General features: G+C 61.3%; 8 protein-coding genes and 2 pseudogenes. 5 read left to right on the forward strand and 5 right to left on the reverse strand.

Going from position 1 to position 14,590, the window contains the following annotated elements:
• Window positions 1-22 precede the first annotated feature (22 nt).
• A complete protein-coding gene (locus JCM25414_RS21865; protein WP_206777959.1) occupies window positions 23-1,060 on the reverse strand; it encodes an L-dopachrome tautomerase-related protein in 1,038 nt (345 codons plus the stop codon).
• A gap of 173 nt (window positions 1,061-1,233) precedes the next feature.
• Here JCM25414_RS21865 and JCM25414_RS11355 point away from each other — a divergent pair, with 173 nt between their 5' ends.
• Complete coding sequence (locus JCM25414_RS11355) at window positions 1,234-1,584, forward strand: DUF3147 family protein (RefSeq protein ID WP_025841718.1); 351 nt, start codon at window positions 1,234-1,236, stop codon at window positions 1,582-1,584.
• A gap of 57 nt (window positions 1,585-1,641) precedes the next feature.
• Window positions 1,642-3,336 carry a tetratricopeptide repeat protein gene (locus JCM25414_RS11360; RefSeq protein WP_025841719.1) on the forward strand — a complete coding sequence of 565 codons (1,695 nt, stop codon included), beginning with the start codon at window positions 1,642-1,644 and terminating at the stop codon, window positions 3,334-3,336.
• Here the strand turns inward: JCM25414_RS11360 and JCM25414_RS11365 are convergent.
• The 3 genes and pseudogenes from JCM25414_RS11365 to murJ form a co-directional block, all read right to left on the reverse strand.
• Window positions 3,316-6,123, reverse strand: a complete 2,808-nt coding sequence (locus tag JCM25414_RS11365) for a [protein-PII] uridylyltransferase (RefSeq protein WP_148301067.1) — start codon at window positions 6,121-6,123, stop codon at window positions 3,316-3,318. The two genes, JCM25414_RS11360 and JCM25414_RS11365, sit on opposite strands and share 21 nt — an antisense overlap.
• 49 nt (window positions 6,124-6,172) lie before the next feature.
• Window positions 6,173-8,818 carry a DNA mismatch repair protein MutS gene (gene mutS / locus JCM25414_RS11370; RefSeq protein WP_025841721.1) on the reverse strand — a complete coding sequence of 882 codons (2,646 nt, stop codon included), beginning with the start codon at window positions 8,816-8,818 and terminating at the stop codon, window positions 6,173-6,175.
• Between the two features lie 153 nt (window positions 8,819-8,971).
• Window positions 8,972-10,530: pseudogene (murJ, locus tag JCM25414_RS19610) on the reverse strand (murein biosynthesis integral membrane protein MurJ).
• 523 nt (window positions 10,531-11,053) lie between these two features.
• Here murJ and JCM25414_RS11380 point away from each other — a divergent pair.
• Window positions 11,054-11,668: a LysE family translocator gene (locus tag JCM25414_RS11380; protein ID WP_025841722.1), complete on the forward strand. Its 615-nt coding sequence runs from the start codon at window positions 11,054-11,056 to the stop codon at window positions 11,666-11,668.
• Here the strand turns inward: JCM25414_RS11380 and JCM25414_RS11385 are convergent.
• On the reverse strand, window positions 11,652-12,140 hold the full coding sequence (locus tag JCM25414_RS11385) for a glutathione peroxidase (protein WP_025841723.1): 489 nt from the start codon (window positions 12,138-12,140) through the stop codon (window positions 11,652-11,654). The two genes, JCM25414_RS11380 and JCM25414_RS11385, sit on opposite strands and share 17 nt — an antisense overlap.
• Before the next feature lie 212 nt (window positions 12,141-12,352).
• Between JCM25414_RS11385 and JCM25414_RS19615 the strand changes: the two are divergent.
• Window positions 12,353-13,593: pseudogene (locus tag JCM25414_RS19615) on the forward strand (NupC/NupG family nucleoside CNT transporter).
• A gap of 84 nt (window positions 13,594-13,677) precedes the next feature.
• Window positions 13,678-14,577, forward strand: coding sequence for an MIP/aquaporin family protein (locus JCM25414_RS11395; protein WP_025841724.1), 900 nt, complete (start codon window positions 13,678-13,680; stop codon window positions 14,575-14,577).
• The last annotated feature ends 13 nt before the right edge of the window (window positions 14,578-14,590 follow it).

The raw sequence follows: 14,590 nt of genomic DNA on the forward strand, positions 1-14,590 counted from the left end.
CGAGGGGTGTCATGGGCGCAGCTCAGGGCAGGTCGATACGCAGAAGCGTATGACCTGCCGGCACCCAGATCTGCCCGGACCTGTCATTGTGACCGGCAGATCTTGCCCAGCCCGGACTGCCTGCCTGAACGAGTTGGGGAGCAACCAGCAGGATATGGGGGTGACGCGCCGTGTCGAAGCTCAGAAGCCTGCCATTATCGATATCTGTCAGATAGAGCGTCGCTTTGTCATCCAGCGTCATACCGCCCACGGTCGGTGTGCCGCGCCATTGCGTCACGCCTTCCATCTGTTCCGAAGGGGTGACCGAGGGGTCGGTCAGCAGGTCGGTAGAGAGGCGATAGATCGGACCGGTCGGAGCCTGCTCGTAAAGCCACTTGCCGTTGGTTTCGAGCGCAAGATAGGCGATATCGCGTGTAAGAGGATGGCCATCAGCACCCATGACCGCGTGATGGTCGATCGAGAGCGGTAGATGACCGCGTGACGTCGGGTAGCCTGCGAAGAAGCGTGTGGCCTGATGGCGCGCCATATCGATCATGGTGAGCGCTACCCCGCCCTCATCGGCCAGATAGGCTGTCTGGGCATGAACGGCGAGAGCGGTGAAAGCGGTGGTTTTCGTAATGCCCTCGGGGGGCAGGTTCTGCTCTGAGAGAACCTTGCCCGAAACCGGGTCGAGGTGGATCAGGCGAGGCGGGAACCCGGATGTGGCCCGATCGATCATCCAAAGGGCGCCATTTTCATCGCAGGCAAGGGCGGAGGGCGCGAAACCGGCTGAACCGCGCGTCTTGTCGGCTGTATCGCTCCAGACCGGTACGAGCGGCGTGGTCGTGCTGGCGTCAGGTGCCAGTCGAGCCAGAAACGGGGCGTTGTCGTCCGCGCCGGGCTCGCGCAAGAGTATCACGCTGCTATCGGCCAACGGCAGTGCCTGACGCCAGAAAGCCTTGCCCGGCAGATTTATGGTCCGAGCGATCCGTGCCGCGTCGGTGTCGGCAAGCCATGGGCGTTCATGGGCAGCCTGCGCGGGGGCAGGGCGCAATGTCATGGCGACTGCAAGCGCCATCATGCTGCAGGCGGACCAACGCAGCTTGGGAAAAAAAGCGACCATGCCTCCTTGTAAGCCCATTCGGACCCCGTGCAAGATTGACCGCACTTCCCGGTGCTGTTTTTGAACGCTTTGCCGATCCTTGCGTGGGGGGCGGGGCCGTTTCCTCTCTTCTCCCTCATGCGAGGTCCGCCATGCTCGCCCTTGTTTTCAAATCGGCCGTCTCGGGGGTGATGATCGCAGTCGCCTCTACATTGGCGCGTCGGTATCCGGGTTTCGGCGCGTTGATTGCGTCGCTGCCGCTGGTATCGGTTATGGGCATGATCTGGCTCTGGGCTGAAAAGCCTGACGCGGAAAACATGGCCAATCATGCCGGGGCGACGTTCTGGTATGTGCTGCCTTCACTACCGATGTTTCTGCTCATTCCGGCATTGCTGCGCCTTGGCGTTGGCTTCTGGCCCGCATTGGGGCTGGGCTGTCTGCTGACAATTGCACTCTACCTGATCGTCACATGGATCGGCCCCCGCTTTGGTCTGGTTCTTTGAATACGGGCGAGATCCCGCTCGGTTGATAGCTGCTCCGCGAGCCGTCATGATTGGCAGATGACCGTCTACACCTCGCGCATCGATACCGCTCTGGCCTATCTCGCAGGAGGCGACTCCGTGAGGGCGGAGGCTCTCTTCAGGGCCGTGCTGGCTGAGGCGCCCCATTGCGGGGCGGCCTGGCACGGTCTGGCTTGCGTCGCCCGCCATACGGATCAACCACGCCTCGCCATTGCTTCCGTGGCGCAGGCACTCACCCTTGCCGCAGATGATCGCGAAAAGGCCCAGTTTCATCTGACGCTTGCGGCAGCTCTCGATGAAGCCGGGCATCTGCGTGAGGCGATAGCAGCCTGTCGCGTCGTGCTGCTGCTCGAACCCCGCGAGTTCAGGGCCAAGGCGTTTCTCTCCGAACTGCTTTACCGAAGCGATCTGGAGAAGGAGGCAGCCTCTGTCTTTGCCGAAGCCCTGTCACTCGCAGCAGAGCCGGTGCCGCTTCTGATGCGTCATGGCACGTTTCTGATGACAGAGCGCCGCTTCGCTGCCGCGGTCGAAACCTTCGAAGTTCTTGCAGCGCTCTGTCCTCGTGACGCGATGGCTTACGCCAATCTCGGTGCTGCCCATTTCGAAAAGGGAGATATGGGGGCCGCTCATGATGCTCTCGAACGGGCCGCGGCTCTGGCCAGCCCGAGCGCGCAGACACTCAATAATCTTGGATTGGTATGTCAGGCACTGGGTCTTTTTGCCGAGGCCGACACGGCTTTTGCCCAAGCGGTCGCGCATGCGCCGGACGATCACGTTATAGCGGTCAACCGGGCGACGCTTCTGGCCGAGAGCGGCAGACAGGAAGAGGCAAAAACCGTGTTTCTCAGCGCGATGCAGTGTGGTGGCGCGCTGGCGGCGCAGGCGCGCTTCAATCTTTCCATGATCGATCTTGCTTCAGGTAATTTTGCCGAAGGTTTCAAGCATTTCGAATCGCGCCGAGAGGTGCTGGGCCTGAAGCCCTTCGCGACACCCTGGCAGGGCGAGGTTACGGAACTGCGCGTGCGGGTCGAGGCGGAGCAGGGGCTGGGCGACATGATCCAGTTTCTGCGTTTCGTACCGGAGGCCGCACGGCGTGCCCCGCTAGTGCTCGCGCTGCCCGAACAGATCAGGCCGCTGCTTGATTTCATGCCTTCAATGACGCCGTTGCTGCAATCGCAAAGGGTGCGGCTCGAGGGCGAGGCTCAGCTCGGTTGCTCACTGCTCAGCCTGCCCGCGCTTCTGGGCGTGACGCGGATCGATCCTGCGTCTTATCTCGATTTTGGCGGCGTCCGGGAGCCCGGACGGATCGGAATTTTCCGCGCGGGCAGCGCGAGCTATCGCTTCGATGCAAGGCGGTCTCTCACGCACGATTGTCTTGCGCCGCTCCTGACTGTGCCAGGTCTGGATTTTGTCAATTTTCAGCAAGGCGATGCCCCTGAGGGGATGGCGCAGGGGGTGGGGGCAACACTCATCGACACGGCGCGCGCCATGTCACGCTGTGAGATCGTGATAGGTGTCGACACGATGCTGGCCCATCTGGCAGGCGCGATGGGCGTGCCGCTGTGGTTGCTCGACCGTGAGGGCGGCGACTGGCGCTGGCAGGGGCCTGACTGGTATCGAACAATGCGTGTCTTCAGGCCAGAGGGGCTCTTACCTCCGGCTCAGGCATGGCCCCCTGTTATCGCCCGCGTCGCAGAGGCGTTGCACGCAAGATCAGGCTGCGACGGGCTTTGACGGGTGGTTGGTGTCGCCCCCGCTCAGCGTGGCAATGAGTGCGGTACGGATTTCGGCCATGCGGCTCTCTGATGTTACCTTCAGCCCAACCAGATCGCGCACATAAAAGACGTCGACGGCGCGCATGCCATAGGTGGTGATATGCGCTGAAGAGATCTGCAATGACTGCTCGCTGATGGTGCGGGTAATGTCATAAAGCAGACCAGGACGATCGCGCCCGTTGATCTCAATGATTGTGTGCCGCTCGGAGGCGCGATTATCGATGACAACTCGCGATGGCACGTGAATGGCACGCATGCGCCGCGCCGTGCGCTGATCTGACAGGCGGTCCAGTTCTTCGCCGATGGCGAGGCGGCTCAAGAGAGCTTGCTCGATCAGACTGTTGAGGCGGGCAAGCTGCAACGGCGTCTCGAAAGCGCGGCCATTACCGTCCTGCACCCAGAACGTGTCGAGAGCCATGCCGTCGCTGAGCGTGTGGATGCGCGCATCCACAATGGAAGCGCCAGCGACGGCGAGCCCGCCGGCGATCTGGGAGAAAAGTCCGGAATGATCGGCGCTGAAAATCGTGATCTCTGTCACGTCGCGCTGAGGGATGGGCGTGGCCTCGATCGTCAGCGGGGCCGAATGCACTTCGGAATCCAGCACCAGGCGCGCGTGGCGGATATGGGTGTCGGCGTCGAAGCCGAGCCAGTACCCCGCATAGCCGAGCGACAGAAAATGATCGGCCTGTTCGTCTGCAACACCTTGCTGCACGAGACCGTCGCGCACCAGCTCCTTGGCGTGGCTGACGCGCTCGTCGCGTTCGGTTGCCGCAAGGCCGCCTTCGAGCACTTCGGCCACGCGGGAATAGAGTTCACGCAGCAGCGTTGCTTTCCAGGCATTCCAGACATTGGGGCTGACTGCCCGCATATCGGCAATGGTCAGCAGCAGGAGCAGGCGCAGGCGCTCCGGCGACTGGATGATATCGGCAAGGTCGAGAATGGTGCGAGGATCGTCGATATCACGGCGGAAGGCCGTCTGGCTGAGCAGAAGGTGATGCAGGATAAGCCAGGAAACCGTCTCGGTTTCTTCGGCATCCAGACCGAGTTGCGGGCAGACCTGCTGGGCGACTTCGGCACCCAAAACAGAGTGATCGCCCCCGCGCCCCTTGGCGATGTCATGAAGCAGTGTCGCGACATACATGGCGCGGCGCGATTGCATGTCGCGTGCCAGTTCATAGACGAGCGGGATCTCATCGGCCATCGCGCCGGCCTCGATCCAGCCCAGCATTCGCACAGCCTCGATATTGTGCTCGTCGACCGTATAGATATGATAGGTGTCGAACTGCATCTGGCCGACGATGCGTGACCAGTCTGGCAACAGCGCGCCCAGGAAACCGGCATCGTTGAGAATGGTCAGCCAATCCGCCCCACTCGGGCGCGCATGCTCGCGGTTCATTTCCGTGGGCTGCATCAGCAGGGCGAGAAAGACCTGCATAGTGAGCGGGTCATCGCGCAGCGAGGCGATGCGGCGCTCGTTGCGAATGAGTTGCTGGATGGCTGTCGGGTGCAGCACCAGATTTTCGCGAAAAGCGACATCGAGCATCTTCACCATCAGGCGCGGCTCGCTGTCGAAGCACGCCGTATCGGCGGGGGCAATCTGCTCGTTGATCAGGCGAAAGTGACGCGCATCGTCGGTGCTCAGACCGGGGCCACGATAGGCGGCTTCGCGAATGGGGCCCTGCAGGCGCTGCATGATGCTGGGCTCGAGGATGCGGCTCAGGCGCATCACCTCACGCGTGGTGAGGAAATAATGGCGCATGAAGCGTTCGACGCCCTGCTGGCGCCCATGTCCCGCATAGCCCATGCGACCGCCGATGACGGGTTGCACGTCAAAGGCGAGGCGCTCATCGGCGCGACCAGCGATGTAATGAAGATGGAGCCTGATGGTCCAGAGGAAGTTCCAGGCGCGTCTGGCGCGGTTGGCTTCCTGTTCGGTCAGGAGACCGAGCGTGGTAAAGGCAGGTTCGTGGGGTTTGAGTGTCGAGGCCGGATTGAGGCCGTCATTGTCTTGCAGAACCCTGGTCATCCAGTTCAGGGTCTGGAGGTCGCGCAGGCCGCCGCGCCCTTCCTTGATATTCGGCTCGACCATATAAGGATTGTCGCCGAAACGTTTGTGACGTTTCTCACGCTCATCGATCTTGTCATGGATGAACGAGAGAGCCCCTTCCTCCCGTTTGCTGAACCGGATGCCGAAATCGCCAAAGAGCGTGTTATCGCCCACGATACGTCGCGCATCGAGCAGCGTGGTGCGAATGGTCAGGTCTTCTCGCGAAGCTTCCAGACAGTCGTCGATCGACCTTGTGGCATGGCCCACCCTCACGCCCAGATCCCACAGGAAATAGAGCATGTATTCCACCTGCGCGGTGGTCTCCGGAGCCGGGCTCTCGCTGGTCAGAAACAGGAGATCGATATCACTGTATGGGGCCAGCAGCCCTGCCCCGAATCCTCCGGTGGCGCAAAGACACAGCCCTGCTTCCGGCGCCCCGGTCATGATGCGTGCCAGAGAGAACAGGCTCGCTATGGCGCCGTCCATCAACTGCGCCAGCGTCGAGGCTGCCGCGATGCCCTTGAGCTGGCGCCCCTCGAACAGACGACGGATCTCGCCCTGGTGACGCCCGATATGGCGGCGGAAAAGACTGACGGCATCCTCGCGCGAAACAGTGCCATCTGCCTGACGTGCCCGGTCGAGGGCTTTGGCAAGGGCGGCCTGCATGTCGGTTTCTTGGAGGGAGATCGGGTCGCGCATTAAGATCCGTAACTATGGGGGCGTTGCAGAAAACCGGGAATGACCATCATCAGGTCAAATCGTTCTTTGTTTCAAGCGCAAGTTTACGCAGCGTATAAAGTGCTTCGAGCGCTGCCTTGGGCGAGAGTGAGTCAGGGTCGATCGCTTCGAGTGCCTCGCGCAGCTTGTCAGGCTCGTCACATTCGGGCGCGGCGGTTTTGAACAGAGGCAGTTGCGGCACGCTGCGGCCCTGATCGCGTTCGAGCGCTGCAAGCAGACGCGTCGCACGCTGTACGACCTGCATGGGCACACCGGCAAGCTGGGCGACATGCACGCCCCAGCTCTTCCTGGCCGAGCCCTTGCGGACCTCGTGCTGGAAAACGACATCACCCTGCCATTCGCGCACGGCCATCGTGTAGGGCGTCAGGCGCGGCATCGAATCAGACAGGCTGCAGAGTTCATGAAAATGGGTCGCAAAGATTGTTCGCGACCCGAGCTGGGAGTGCAATGCCTCGAGCGTGGCCCAGGCAATGGCGAGCCCATCAAGTGTGGAGGTGCCACGGCCGATTTCATCGACCACAACGAGAGAGCGCGGTCCGGCCTGGCGCAGAATGGCAGCTGTTTCGGTCATTTCGACCATGAAGGTCGAGCGGCCACGAGCGAGATCATCGGCGGCGCCCACGCGGGAAAACAATCGGTCCACGATACCGATTCGGGCTTTTTCGGCCGGAACGGGTAGTCCTGCCTGAGCCAGAATAACCGCCAGTGCCGTCTGGCGCAGAAAGGTCGATTTACCTGCCATGTTCGGGCCCGTCAGCAGCATGACCCGCTGTGACGGGGGAAGATGACAATCATTGGGAATGAAACGTGTCGCGCGACCGAGAGCCGCCTCCACGACGGGATGCCGGCAGGATTTGAGTTCGAATTCCTGGTCCTGCGTTATCTGTGGGCTACACCAGGCACCGCCCTGTGCCAGTTTTGCACAGCCGGTCAGCACGTCGGCCATGGCGAAGAGCGTGGCCAGTTCGGGCAGGGCGGGATGCGAGATGGTCTCGGTAACGAGGGCCGCGAACAGACGCCTTTCGGTCGCCGCTGCCCGGTCGGCGGCTTCGAGAATAGCGCGATCGAGTTCGAGCAGTTCGTCTGTCGTGAAACGTACCAAATTGGCCGTGCCCTGACGAAAGGAGAGTTCGGGCCGGTCGCGCAGTTTCGTCCCGTGCAGTGCAGAGGTTTCGATGATGTAGCCGAGCTGCGCGTGATGCTTGATCTTGAGCGTTGCGACATTGAACTGCTCGGCATAGCGCTGCTGCATCGCAGCAAGCGTGCGCTTGCTGTCGTCGCGCAGACCACGATAGCGGTCGAGATCGGCATCGAAGCCGGTTGCGATGGTGCCGCCATCCTCGATGCGGGCAGGCAGGCTTTCGGCGAGTGCCTTTTCCAGCGTGTTCAGCAGCGCATCGGCCCTGCCGTAAAGACCGGCAAAGAGCGAGCGGATCAGGGACGGTGTGGAATCGGTGCAGATCGGCTCCAGAACGGCTACCAGGGCATCGGCTGCCTGAAGCAGATCGCGCGTCGACGCCAGATCGCGCGGCAGGCCGCGACCGGTCGAGAGGCGACCGAGGGCGCGGGCAAGATCCGGGGCTTTCTTGAGAAGTGGTGTGAGGGTTTCGATCAGCCCTGGCTGCTGTGTAATCCACCCCCACGCGGCCTGACGCCCCTGAATGAGCGCGAGATCGGTCGAAGGGGCCGCAATCCATTGCGCCAGAAGCCGCTGGCCAGCCGCACTTACGCAGCGATCGACCGAGGCGAAAAGCGTATGGGTGGTCGTGCCGTCGCGCGCCTGGATCAGATCGAGACTGGCACGTGTCGCCGGATCGAGGCCGAGTGTTTCCGAATCGTCCTGACGCAAAGGGCGTGCGATGCGCGGCATCGCACCGGCTTGGCTGCGCCTGACATAGTCGAGAATAAGCGCCCCGGCGCGGATTTCCTCGTCGGTAAAATCCCCCAGAATGCTGATCTGCGCGACATCGAAAGCCTGTGCCATGCGAGAGCGGGCTGTTTCCAGCCCGGGTAGGGTGATGCTGGGCGCCACACGAGCGGAGAATGGATCTGGCACGAGCGCAGGATCGGCAAGGATTTCTGACGGATCGAGCCGCGCGAGTAATTCCTCGATCTGCTCATGGGAAAACGACGCCGTCTCGAACGAGCCGGTCGAAATATCGATCCAGGCCGCACCGCAAGGTGTCGACCCGCGCATTTTTTTTGTGGGGGTTGCCAGAGCAAGAAGCAGGTTCTGACGGCCTGCTTCGAGAAGTTCTTCTTCGGTCAATGTGCCCGGGGTCACCAGACGCACGATGGCGCGTGCGAGTGGGCCTTTCTGTGGCGCCTCTCCCGGTTTTCGGGCCTGCTCGGTCTGTTCGGCCACGGCAACGCGAAAGCCGCGACGGATCAGTCTTGCCAGGTAGGCCGGAGCAGCGGCCACCGGCACGCCGCACATCGGAATAGGGGTCTCGTTATGCTTGCCGCGCGTGGTGAGGCTGATATCGAGCGCCATGGCAGCAGTCTCGGCATCGGCAAAGAACAGCTCGTAGAAATCGCCCATACGGAAAAACAGAAGGGCATCGGGTTCCTGCGCCTTGAGCGCGAACCACTGCGCCATCGCCGGGGTTGCGCCCTCGGCAGATGGAATGATGCCGGTAATCTCCGGGGTCGTCATGAGGGGGAAGCTCGCCACATGAACGGAATTCTAGCGGCCCCGCGCCCGCCTGTGAACACCCTGTCACGATACGGGCGGCAATGCCGCTCGAGCCATGATAATTTCGCAACGCTTGACGCGTCGGTCAGGAAATTGGCGCTTATGAACGCGGCGTCATGGTTGCGAGGCGTGCTTACGCCGGAGCAGGCGGCGCAGCAGGCGTTCGGGATGGGCAACACCCAACGCCCAGAGCGCCGCTACATAAATGACGCCGGCAAGTCCCATCAGCAGACCGAGCATGGCGGCCCTGATCACCCCGTGCCACATCACGAGACCCGGTGCGATGAGGCGCGTGAGTGTGAGGGTCACGACGGCCATCAGCAACGACGCTGCCACTATGCGAAGCAGGCGCTGCATAAGGCTCGATCGGGGCTGAACACATCGCGTCGATGCAGGATGACAGCCAGAAAGCCGAGATTGACGAGAGCGGCAATCGTGCTGGCCAGCGGTGGCCCGACATGGGCGAGTGGGCGATAGAGCATCAGGTTGAGCGCGAGATTGAGGGCAATGGTGATGAACCCAATCCTGACCGGGGTCTTGGTGTCTCCATGGGCGAAAAACCCGGGAGACAGCACCTTGATCATGATGAAGGCAGGCAGGCCAAGCGCGTAGGCGCGTAGCGACTGCGACGAGAACAGCGCATCTTCTGTGGTGAATTTGCCGTAGCCGAAAAGTGTCGCCATGATTTCCGGGGCAAGCGCCAGAAGGCCGAAACAGGCTGGAAAAGTGAGGATTGCCGCGTAGTCGATGGCGCGGTTGAGCGTTTGCTGGCCACCCGCAGTGTCACGCGCAGCGGCATGACGCGTCAGAACCGGCAGCAGCGTCGTCCCTGCGGCGGCACCCAGAACGCCGAGGGGCAGCTGATTGACGCGATCGGCAAAATAGAGCCACGAGATCGAACCCGCCGGCAGAAGCGTCGAGATGAGCGTATCGACGGTCAGATTGAGCTGTGTCGCGCCCGAGCCGAGAAGACCGGGCCATAGACGACGCAGCATATCGCGCATCTCGGGTGTCAGGCGCGGCTTGGGCAGGGAAAGATGCATGCCCGCCCGCCTGACCGACCAGAGAAGCAATCCAAGCTGGACGAAACCGGAAACAGTGATGCCTATCGCTGTCCAGGTTGCTGTGTCCTTAAAGACGAGCGCACCGAGCAGAATGGCGGCGATGCCGACGATATTAAATGAGACGTAAGCGCCTGCAGCCATCGAGAATCGATGCAAGCCGTTCAGCACCCCGGCGACGAGAGCCGCCGTGCAGATCAGAATGAGATAGGGAAAGGTAATGCGCGTCAGGCGAACCGCCAGCTCGAAACGCCCGCCGCCGTGATCGAAACCCGGTGCGATCAGCTCGATGATCCAGGGCATGAAAACTTCGCCCAGTATCGTCACGCCGAGCAGCCAGGCGCTCAGGCAGCCCAGCGCCTGAGAGGCGAACCGCGTGGCATCCTCTTCGCCCCTGGTCGTCAGGCGCTCGGTGAAAAGCGGGACGAACGCGGCGTTGAAGGCACCCTCACCGAAGAGACGGCGAAACATGTTCGGCAGGCGGAACGCAATCTGATAGGCGTCCTGAACCGGACCGGCACCGAGAAACGCTGCAAGAAGCTGGTCGCGCACCAGGCCGAGGACACGTGACAGCATGGTCCAACCACCAACGGTGATCAGGTTACGGAGCATTCCGGGCTTCCAGTCGAAAAACAAACATCAGGAACGCGCCTGTTTAGACGCATGCGGGGTAATGTGCCATGGGCGAGCGAAAGCTTGTCGCATATTGGGAAGACGAGTCCGCAGCTCGGAAAACCGCGCGTCGTCAGGCAGTTATAAAACAAGGCAGATTATGGCGGATTTGCGTCTCTCTTTCTTGTGTCCGGGCTGCACGGTGGGGTTTTACCGAATAATCCGGGTGTAACTGTGCTTTCGGGCATGCTCATCGAGGCCACCCCCCTCATGATGCGCACCCGGTCTGGCCTCTTCACGGAAATTGCGATCCAAGCGGGTCTCTGGCAGAAAGCCTTATGTCAGGGCGCTTGCCGCGTCGGGCGCGCGCGTCTTCGTGCCTGTAAATGCGGGCGCGGGTCGTGTTTCGTTCGGTCGAAAGCGCACGGTAAGCTCCTTGCAAAAGAACTATCGAGGCACACGGCTATGAGCAATCATTCTCTCACTGACGAGTTTCATCCTCGCGGCGGGTGTCTTCACTCTGGTGCCGGGGCTCGATACGGCCTTCGTCCTGCGCACGAGCACCGTATCGGGTGTGCGTACCGGGTTTTGCGCCGCGCTCGGTATCACACTCGGGCTATTCGTCTGGGGGCTGGGTGCGGCTTTCGGCCTCACCGCTCTGCTTGCGGCGTCGACGATCGGCTTTCTGATCGTCAAATGGGTCGGCGCGCTTTATCTGTTCTGGATCGGACTGCGCCTTCTGCTGCGGCCCCGTCATGTGGGTCATGCGGTCGAAGCAGGCACACGGGTCAATCGCCTGTCGGGCGCCCAATGCTTCCGTCAGGGGCTGCTGACCAATCTGCTGAACCCCAAGGTAGGCATTTTCTTCATAACGTTCCTGCCGCAATTCATCCCGCACGAAGCGAATGTGGTGACGTTCTCCCTGCTGCTCGCGGGCATCCAGGTGCTGCTGACGCTTAGCTGGTTCTCCCTGCTCATTGTTATGACAGCGCCTCTCGGTGCCTTCCTGTCGCGTCCGGTTATCGTCAAGACGCTCGATCGCGCGACAGGCGGTATTTTCGTGGCTTTCGGCCTTAAGCTCGCGCTAGAGCGTCAGGCTGATCAGATCAGACACAAAGTAATTAACGATCCATCATAGCGCGCTTGACAGAGGCCTTCATCCGGCCTGAGTCGGGGGAGGTGAGGGGGGTGAACCAGTTTACAAGTTTGCCCTCGCGCGAAACGACGTATTTGTAGAAATTCCAGCGCGGCAGGGAGAGCATGCCCCCCTGCGCCGCGAGCCAGCGGAAAAGGGGAACAGCCTCCTTGCCCTTCACATGGGATTTGGCGGCCATAGGGAAGCTCACCCCATAATTGCGCGAGCAACTGGTCTGGATCTCGCTCGCCGTGCCTGGCTCCTGCTGCCCGAAATCGTTGCTCGGCACGCCGAGTACGACTAAGCCGTTCTTACCATAATGGCTCCAGAGATGCTGAAGTCCTTCGTATTGTGGCGTAAAGCCGCATTTGGACGCCGTATTGGCGATCAGGACCACCTTGCCCTTGAACTCGGCCATTGAGATCGGTTCGCCACAAAGGGCCGGTATGTCTAGATCGTAGAAGCTGCTGGTCATAATAATCCGTCGCATCGTGTCGTGAGCCGTTTTTTCAATGTGGCTTTCCACTAGACACTACGCAAGCATCTCGACAGAGTGCGTCTTTCCGTTTCGCCGGCGGTACGTCTCTCTCGCGAGGGAGATGACCTCCCAGCGCGTTGTTAAAAAAAGACATTTCTGTGCAGGAAGAAGTGCCTGCGACGAAAAAGTCAGAGAGTGAAGGCGCGTTGATGTCGCTGCGCGGTTTGATCGGTATTGCGGTGCTCGTGGCGCTGGGTGTTTTGCTGTCTAGTAACCGCAAAGCCATCAATTACCGCCAGGTGGCGATAGCGCTGGCGCTGCAATGCGCGATCGGCGCGCTGGCGCTTTTCGTCCCTTGGGGACGCCGGGTTTTCGGTATACTCGCAGAAGGGGTGGGGGAAGTTCTGGCCTATGGCCAGGTCGGCACGCATTTTCTGTTCGGCGGATTGGTCAGCCCGAAAATGGAGACGCTTTTCGGTCAGGAGAGCTTTGTCTTCGCGTTTCAGGTGCTGCCCGCCATTGTTTATGTCTCAGCCATCATCGCCCTGCTCTATCATTGGGGGGTGATGCAGGCCCTGGCGCGTGCCGTGGGGCAGGGGCTGCGTCATTTGCTTGGCACGACCGCGCTAGAATCCTTTTCTGCCGTCATGACCGTCTTTCTCGGTCAGAGCGAGATGCCAGTCGTTCTGCGCCCCTATCTGAGCAAGTTGCAACGATCGGAGCTGTTCACCATCATGAGCTCGGGCACGGCCTCGGTCTCGGGCTCGGTTCTGGCCGGTTATGCAGGGCTCGGTGTGCCAATGCATTACCTGCTGGCAGCATCATTCATGGCCATTCCGGGCGGTCTGCTTTTTTCCAAATTGCTCTGGCCGACGCCTGAAGACTCTCATGCCGGGCATGACCCCATGCCCAAGGCTGAGCTGGAAACAAGTGGCGTTTTCGATGCGCTTGCAGAGGGCGCCATGAGCGGGGCCCGTGTCGCTTTCGCGGTCGGCGCCGTGCTGGTTGCGTTTGTGGGAATCACGGCGCTGCTCGATGGCATGCTTCATGGGTTGGGTGCGTGGTGCATCTCCCGGGGCTCAGTCTCTCTACCGTTCTCGGTACACTAATGGCGCCGCTGGCCTGGCTGATCGGTATCCCATGGTCGGAATCGTTTTTGATCGGCGGCTTTCTGGGACAGAAGATCGCGTTCAATGAATTCGTCGCCTACGTGGGTCTCTCGCCGCTCATCCATGCCCACACGCTTTCCGGGCACGATCTGGCGATCGTTTCTGTCGCACTCTGCGGCTTTTCCAATTTCTCAAGCGTTGGCATCCTGATCGGCGGGTTCGGCAGTGTCGCGCCCGACCGTCGCGCTGAGATCGCCACAATCGCGTCGCGTTGCGTGATTGCAGGCACGTTATCCAACCTCATGAGCGCGGCCATCACGGGGCTGTTTGTTGCAGCCTGACGCCTGCTTGTTCAGTTACTGCGAGCGCCGATCGAACGGGTTACCGGCGCGATATATGGTATCGGACAGGAGTGGGGCAGGGTCATGGGTGAACGCTCGGTAGCTGAACAGGCGCCGCATGACCTCTATCCTCACCCCGAGGACAGGCCGCTTTCAGGCCGTCCGGCGCCGGGACATGCCCTTCACCCGAGGCTCTATGTCTGCGAATTCTGGGCAACCGCCCTGCTGCTGATCGGTGGCATCTGCACCGATGTCGCCATCGGGTCCCCTCTCAGCCCGATCGCAAGAGCGTTGGTGCAGTGGCCCAATCTTCTGACGGCGCTTGAAGGCCTTGCTTTTGGTTTGAGCGCAACGCTGGCGGCGCTCTCACCTTTCGGGCGCGTGAGCGGCGCGCATATGAGCCCCTCGATCAGTCTCGCCTTTTGCCTCGGTAACCGGCTCTCGGTGACCGATACGCTCTTCTATATGTTCGCGCAGCTTTCAGGTGCTGTTTTCGGTGCCGGGATCGTTGCCGCAAGTGGTCTGATCTGGCCCCATTGGGGGAGATGGTGTCTCGCCGATCATTTTGCAGCCACCATGCCGTCGCCTCTCGTGCCAGCCTGGTGGGCTTTTGTGGGTGAGATCAGCACCACCGCCATTCTGGTCGCTGTGGTGCTGACCTGCGGCGCCCGCCCGCTGCTACGCCCCTTTGCCGCCTGGGTCACAGGGCCGGTATTTTTCGTGCTCAACCCTTTCGAGGCCTGGCTTTCAGGTGACAGCACCAATCTCGCCCGCAGCGTCGGTCCGGCCCTGTTCTCCGGCGCCTGGCAGGATTTCTGGGTGTATCTATGCGGCCCCTTTGCAGGGGCCGTTATCATGCTGCTTCTGATACGGGTCGAAGTCTTCGGCCGTATTCACCTCCACGAGGCCCGTCTGGCCTATTTCGGGCATGACGGTCGCGCCCCCTTTTTCTGGCCGCGTCTGCTGAGGCGCTGGCTCGGATGAGATGGCATTGTCC

It is taken from the genome of Asaia platycodi JCM 25414 (assembly GCF_000614545.1).
Taxonomy (GTDB): Bacteria; Pseudomonadota; Alphaproteobacteria; order Acetobacterales; family Acetobacteraceae; genus Asaia; species Asaia platycodi.

Bases quoted from the DNA above. Each gene is read 5' to 3' on its own strand.
- mutS (WP_025841721.1), bottom strand. From the start codon at position 8,818: ATGACGACCCCGGAGATTACCGGCATCATTCCATCTGCCGAGGGCGCA.
- JCM25414_RS11355 (WP_025841718.1), top strand. From the start codon at position 1,234: ATGCTCGCCCTTGTTTTCAAATCGGCCGTCTCGGGGGTGATGATCGCA.
- JCM25414_RS11385 (WP_025841723.1), bottom strand. From the start codon at position 12,140: ATGACCAGCAGCTTCTACGATCTAGACATACCGGCCCTTTGTGGCGAA.
- JCM25414_RS11395 (WP_025841724.1), top strand. From the start codon at position 13,678: ATGGGTGAACGCTCGGTAGCTGAACAGGCGCCGCATGACCTCTATCCT.
- JCM25414_RS11365 (WP_148301067.1), bottom strand. From the start codon at position 6,123: ATGCGCGACCCGATCTCCCTCCAAGAAACCGACATGCAGGCCGCCCTT.
- JCM25414_RS21865 (WP_206777959.1), bottom strand. From the start codon at position 1,060: ATGATGGCGCTTGCAGTCGCCATGACATTGCGCCCTGCCCCCGCGCAG.
- JCM25414_RS11360 (WP_025841719.1), top strand. From the start codon at position 1,642: ATGACCGTCTACACCTCGCGCATCGATACCGCTCTGGCCTATCTCGCA.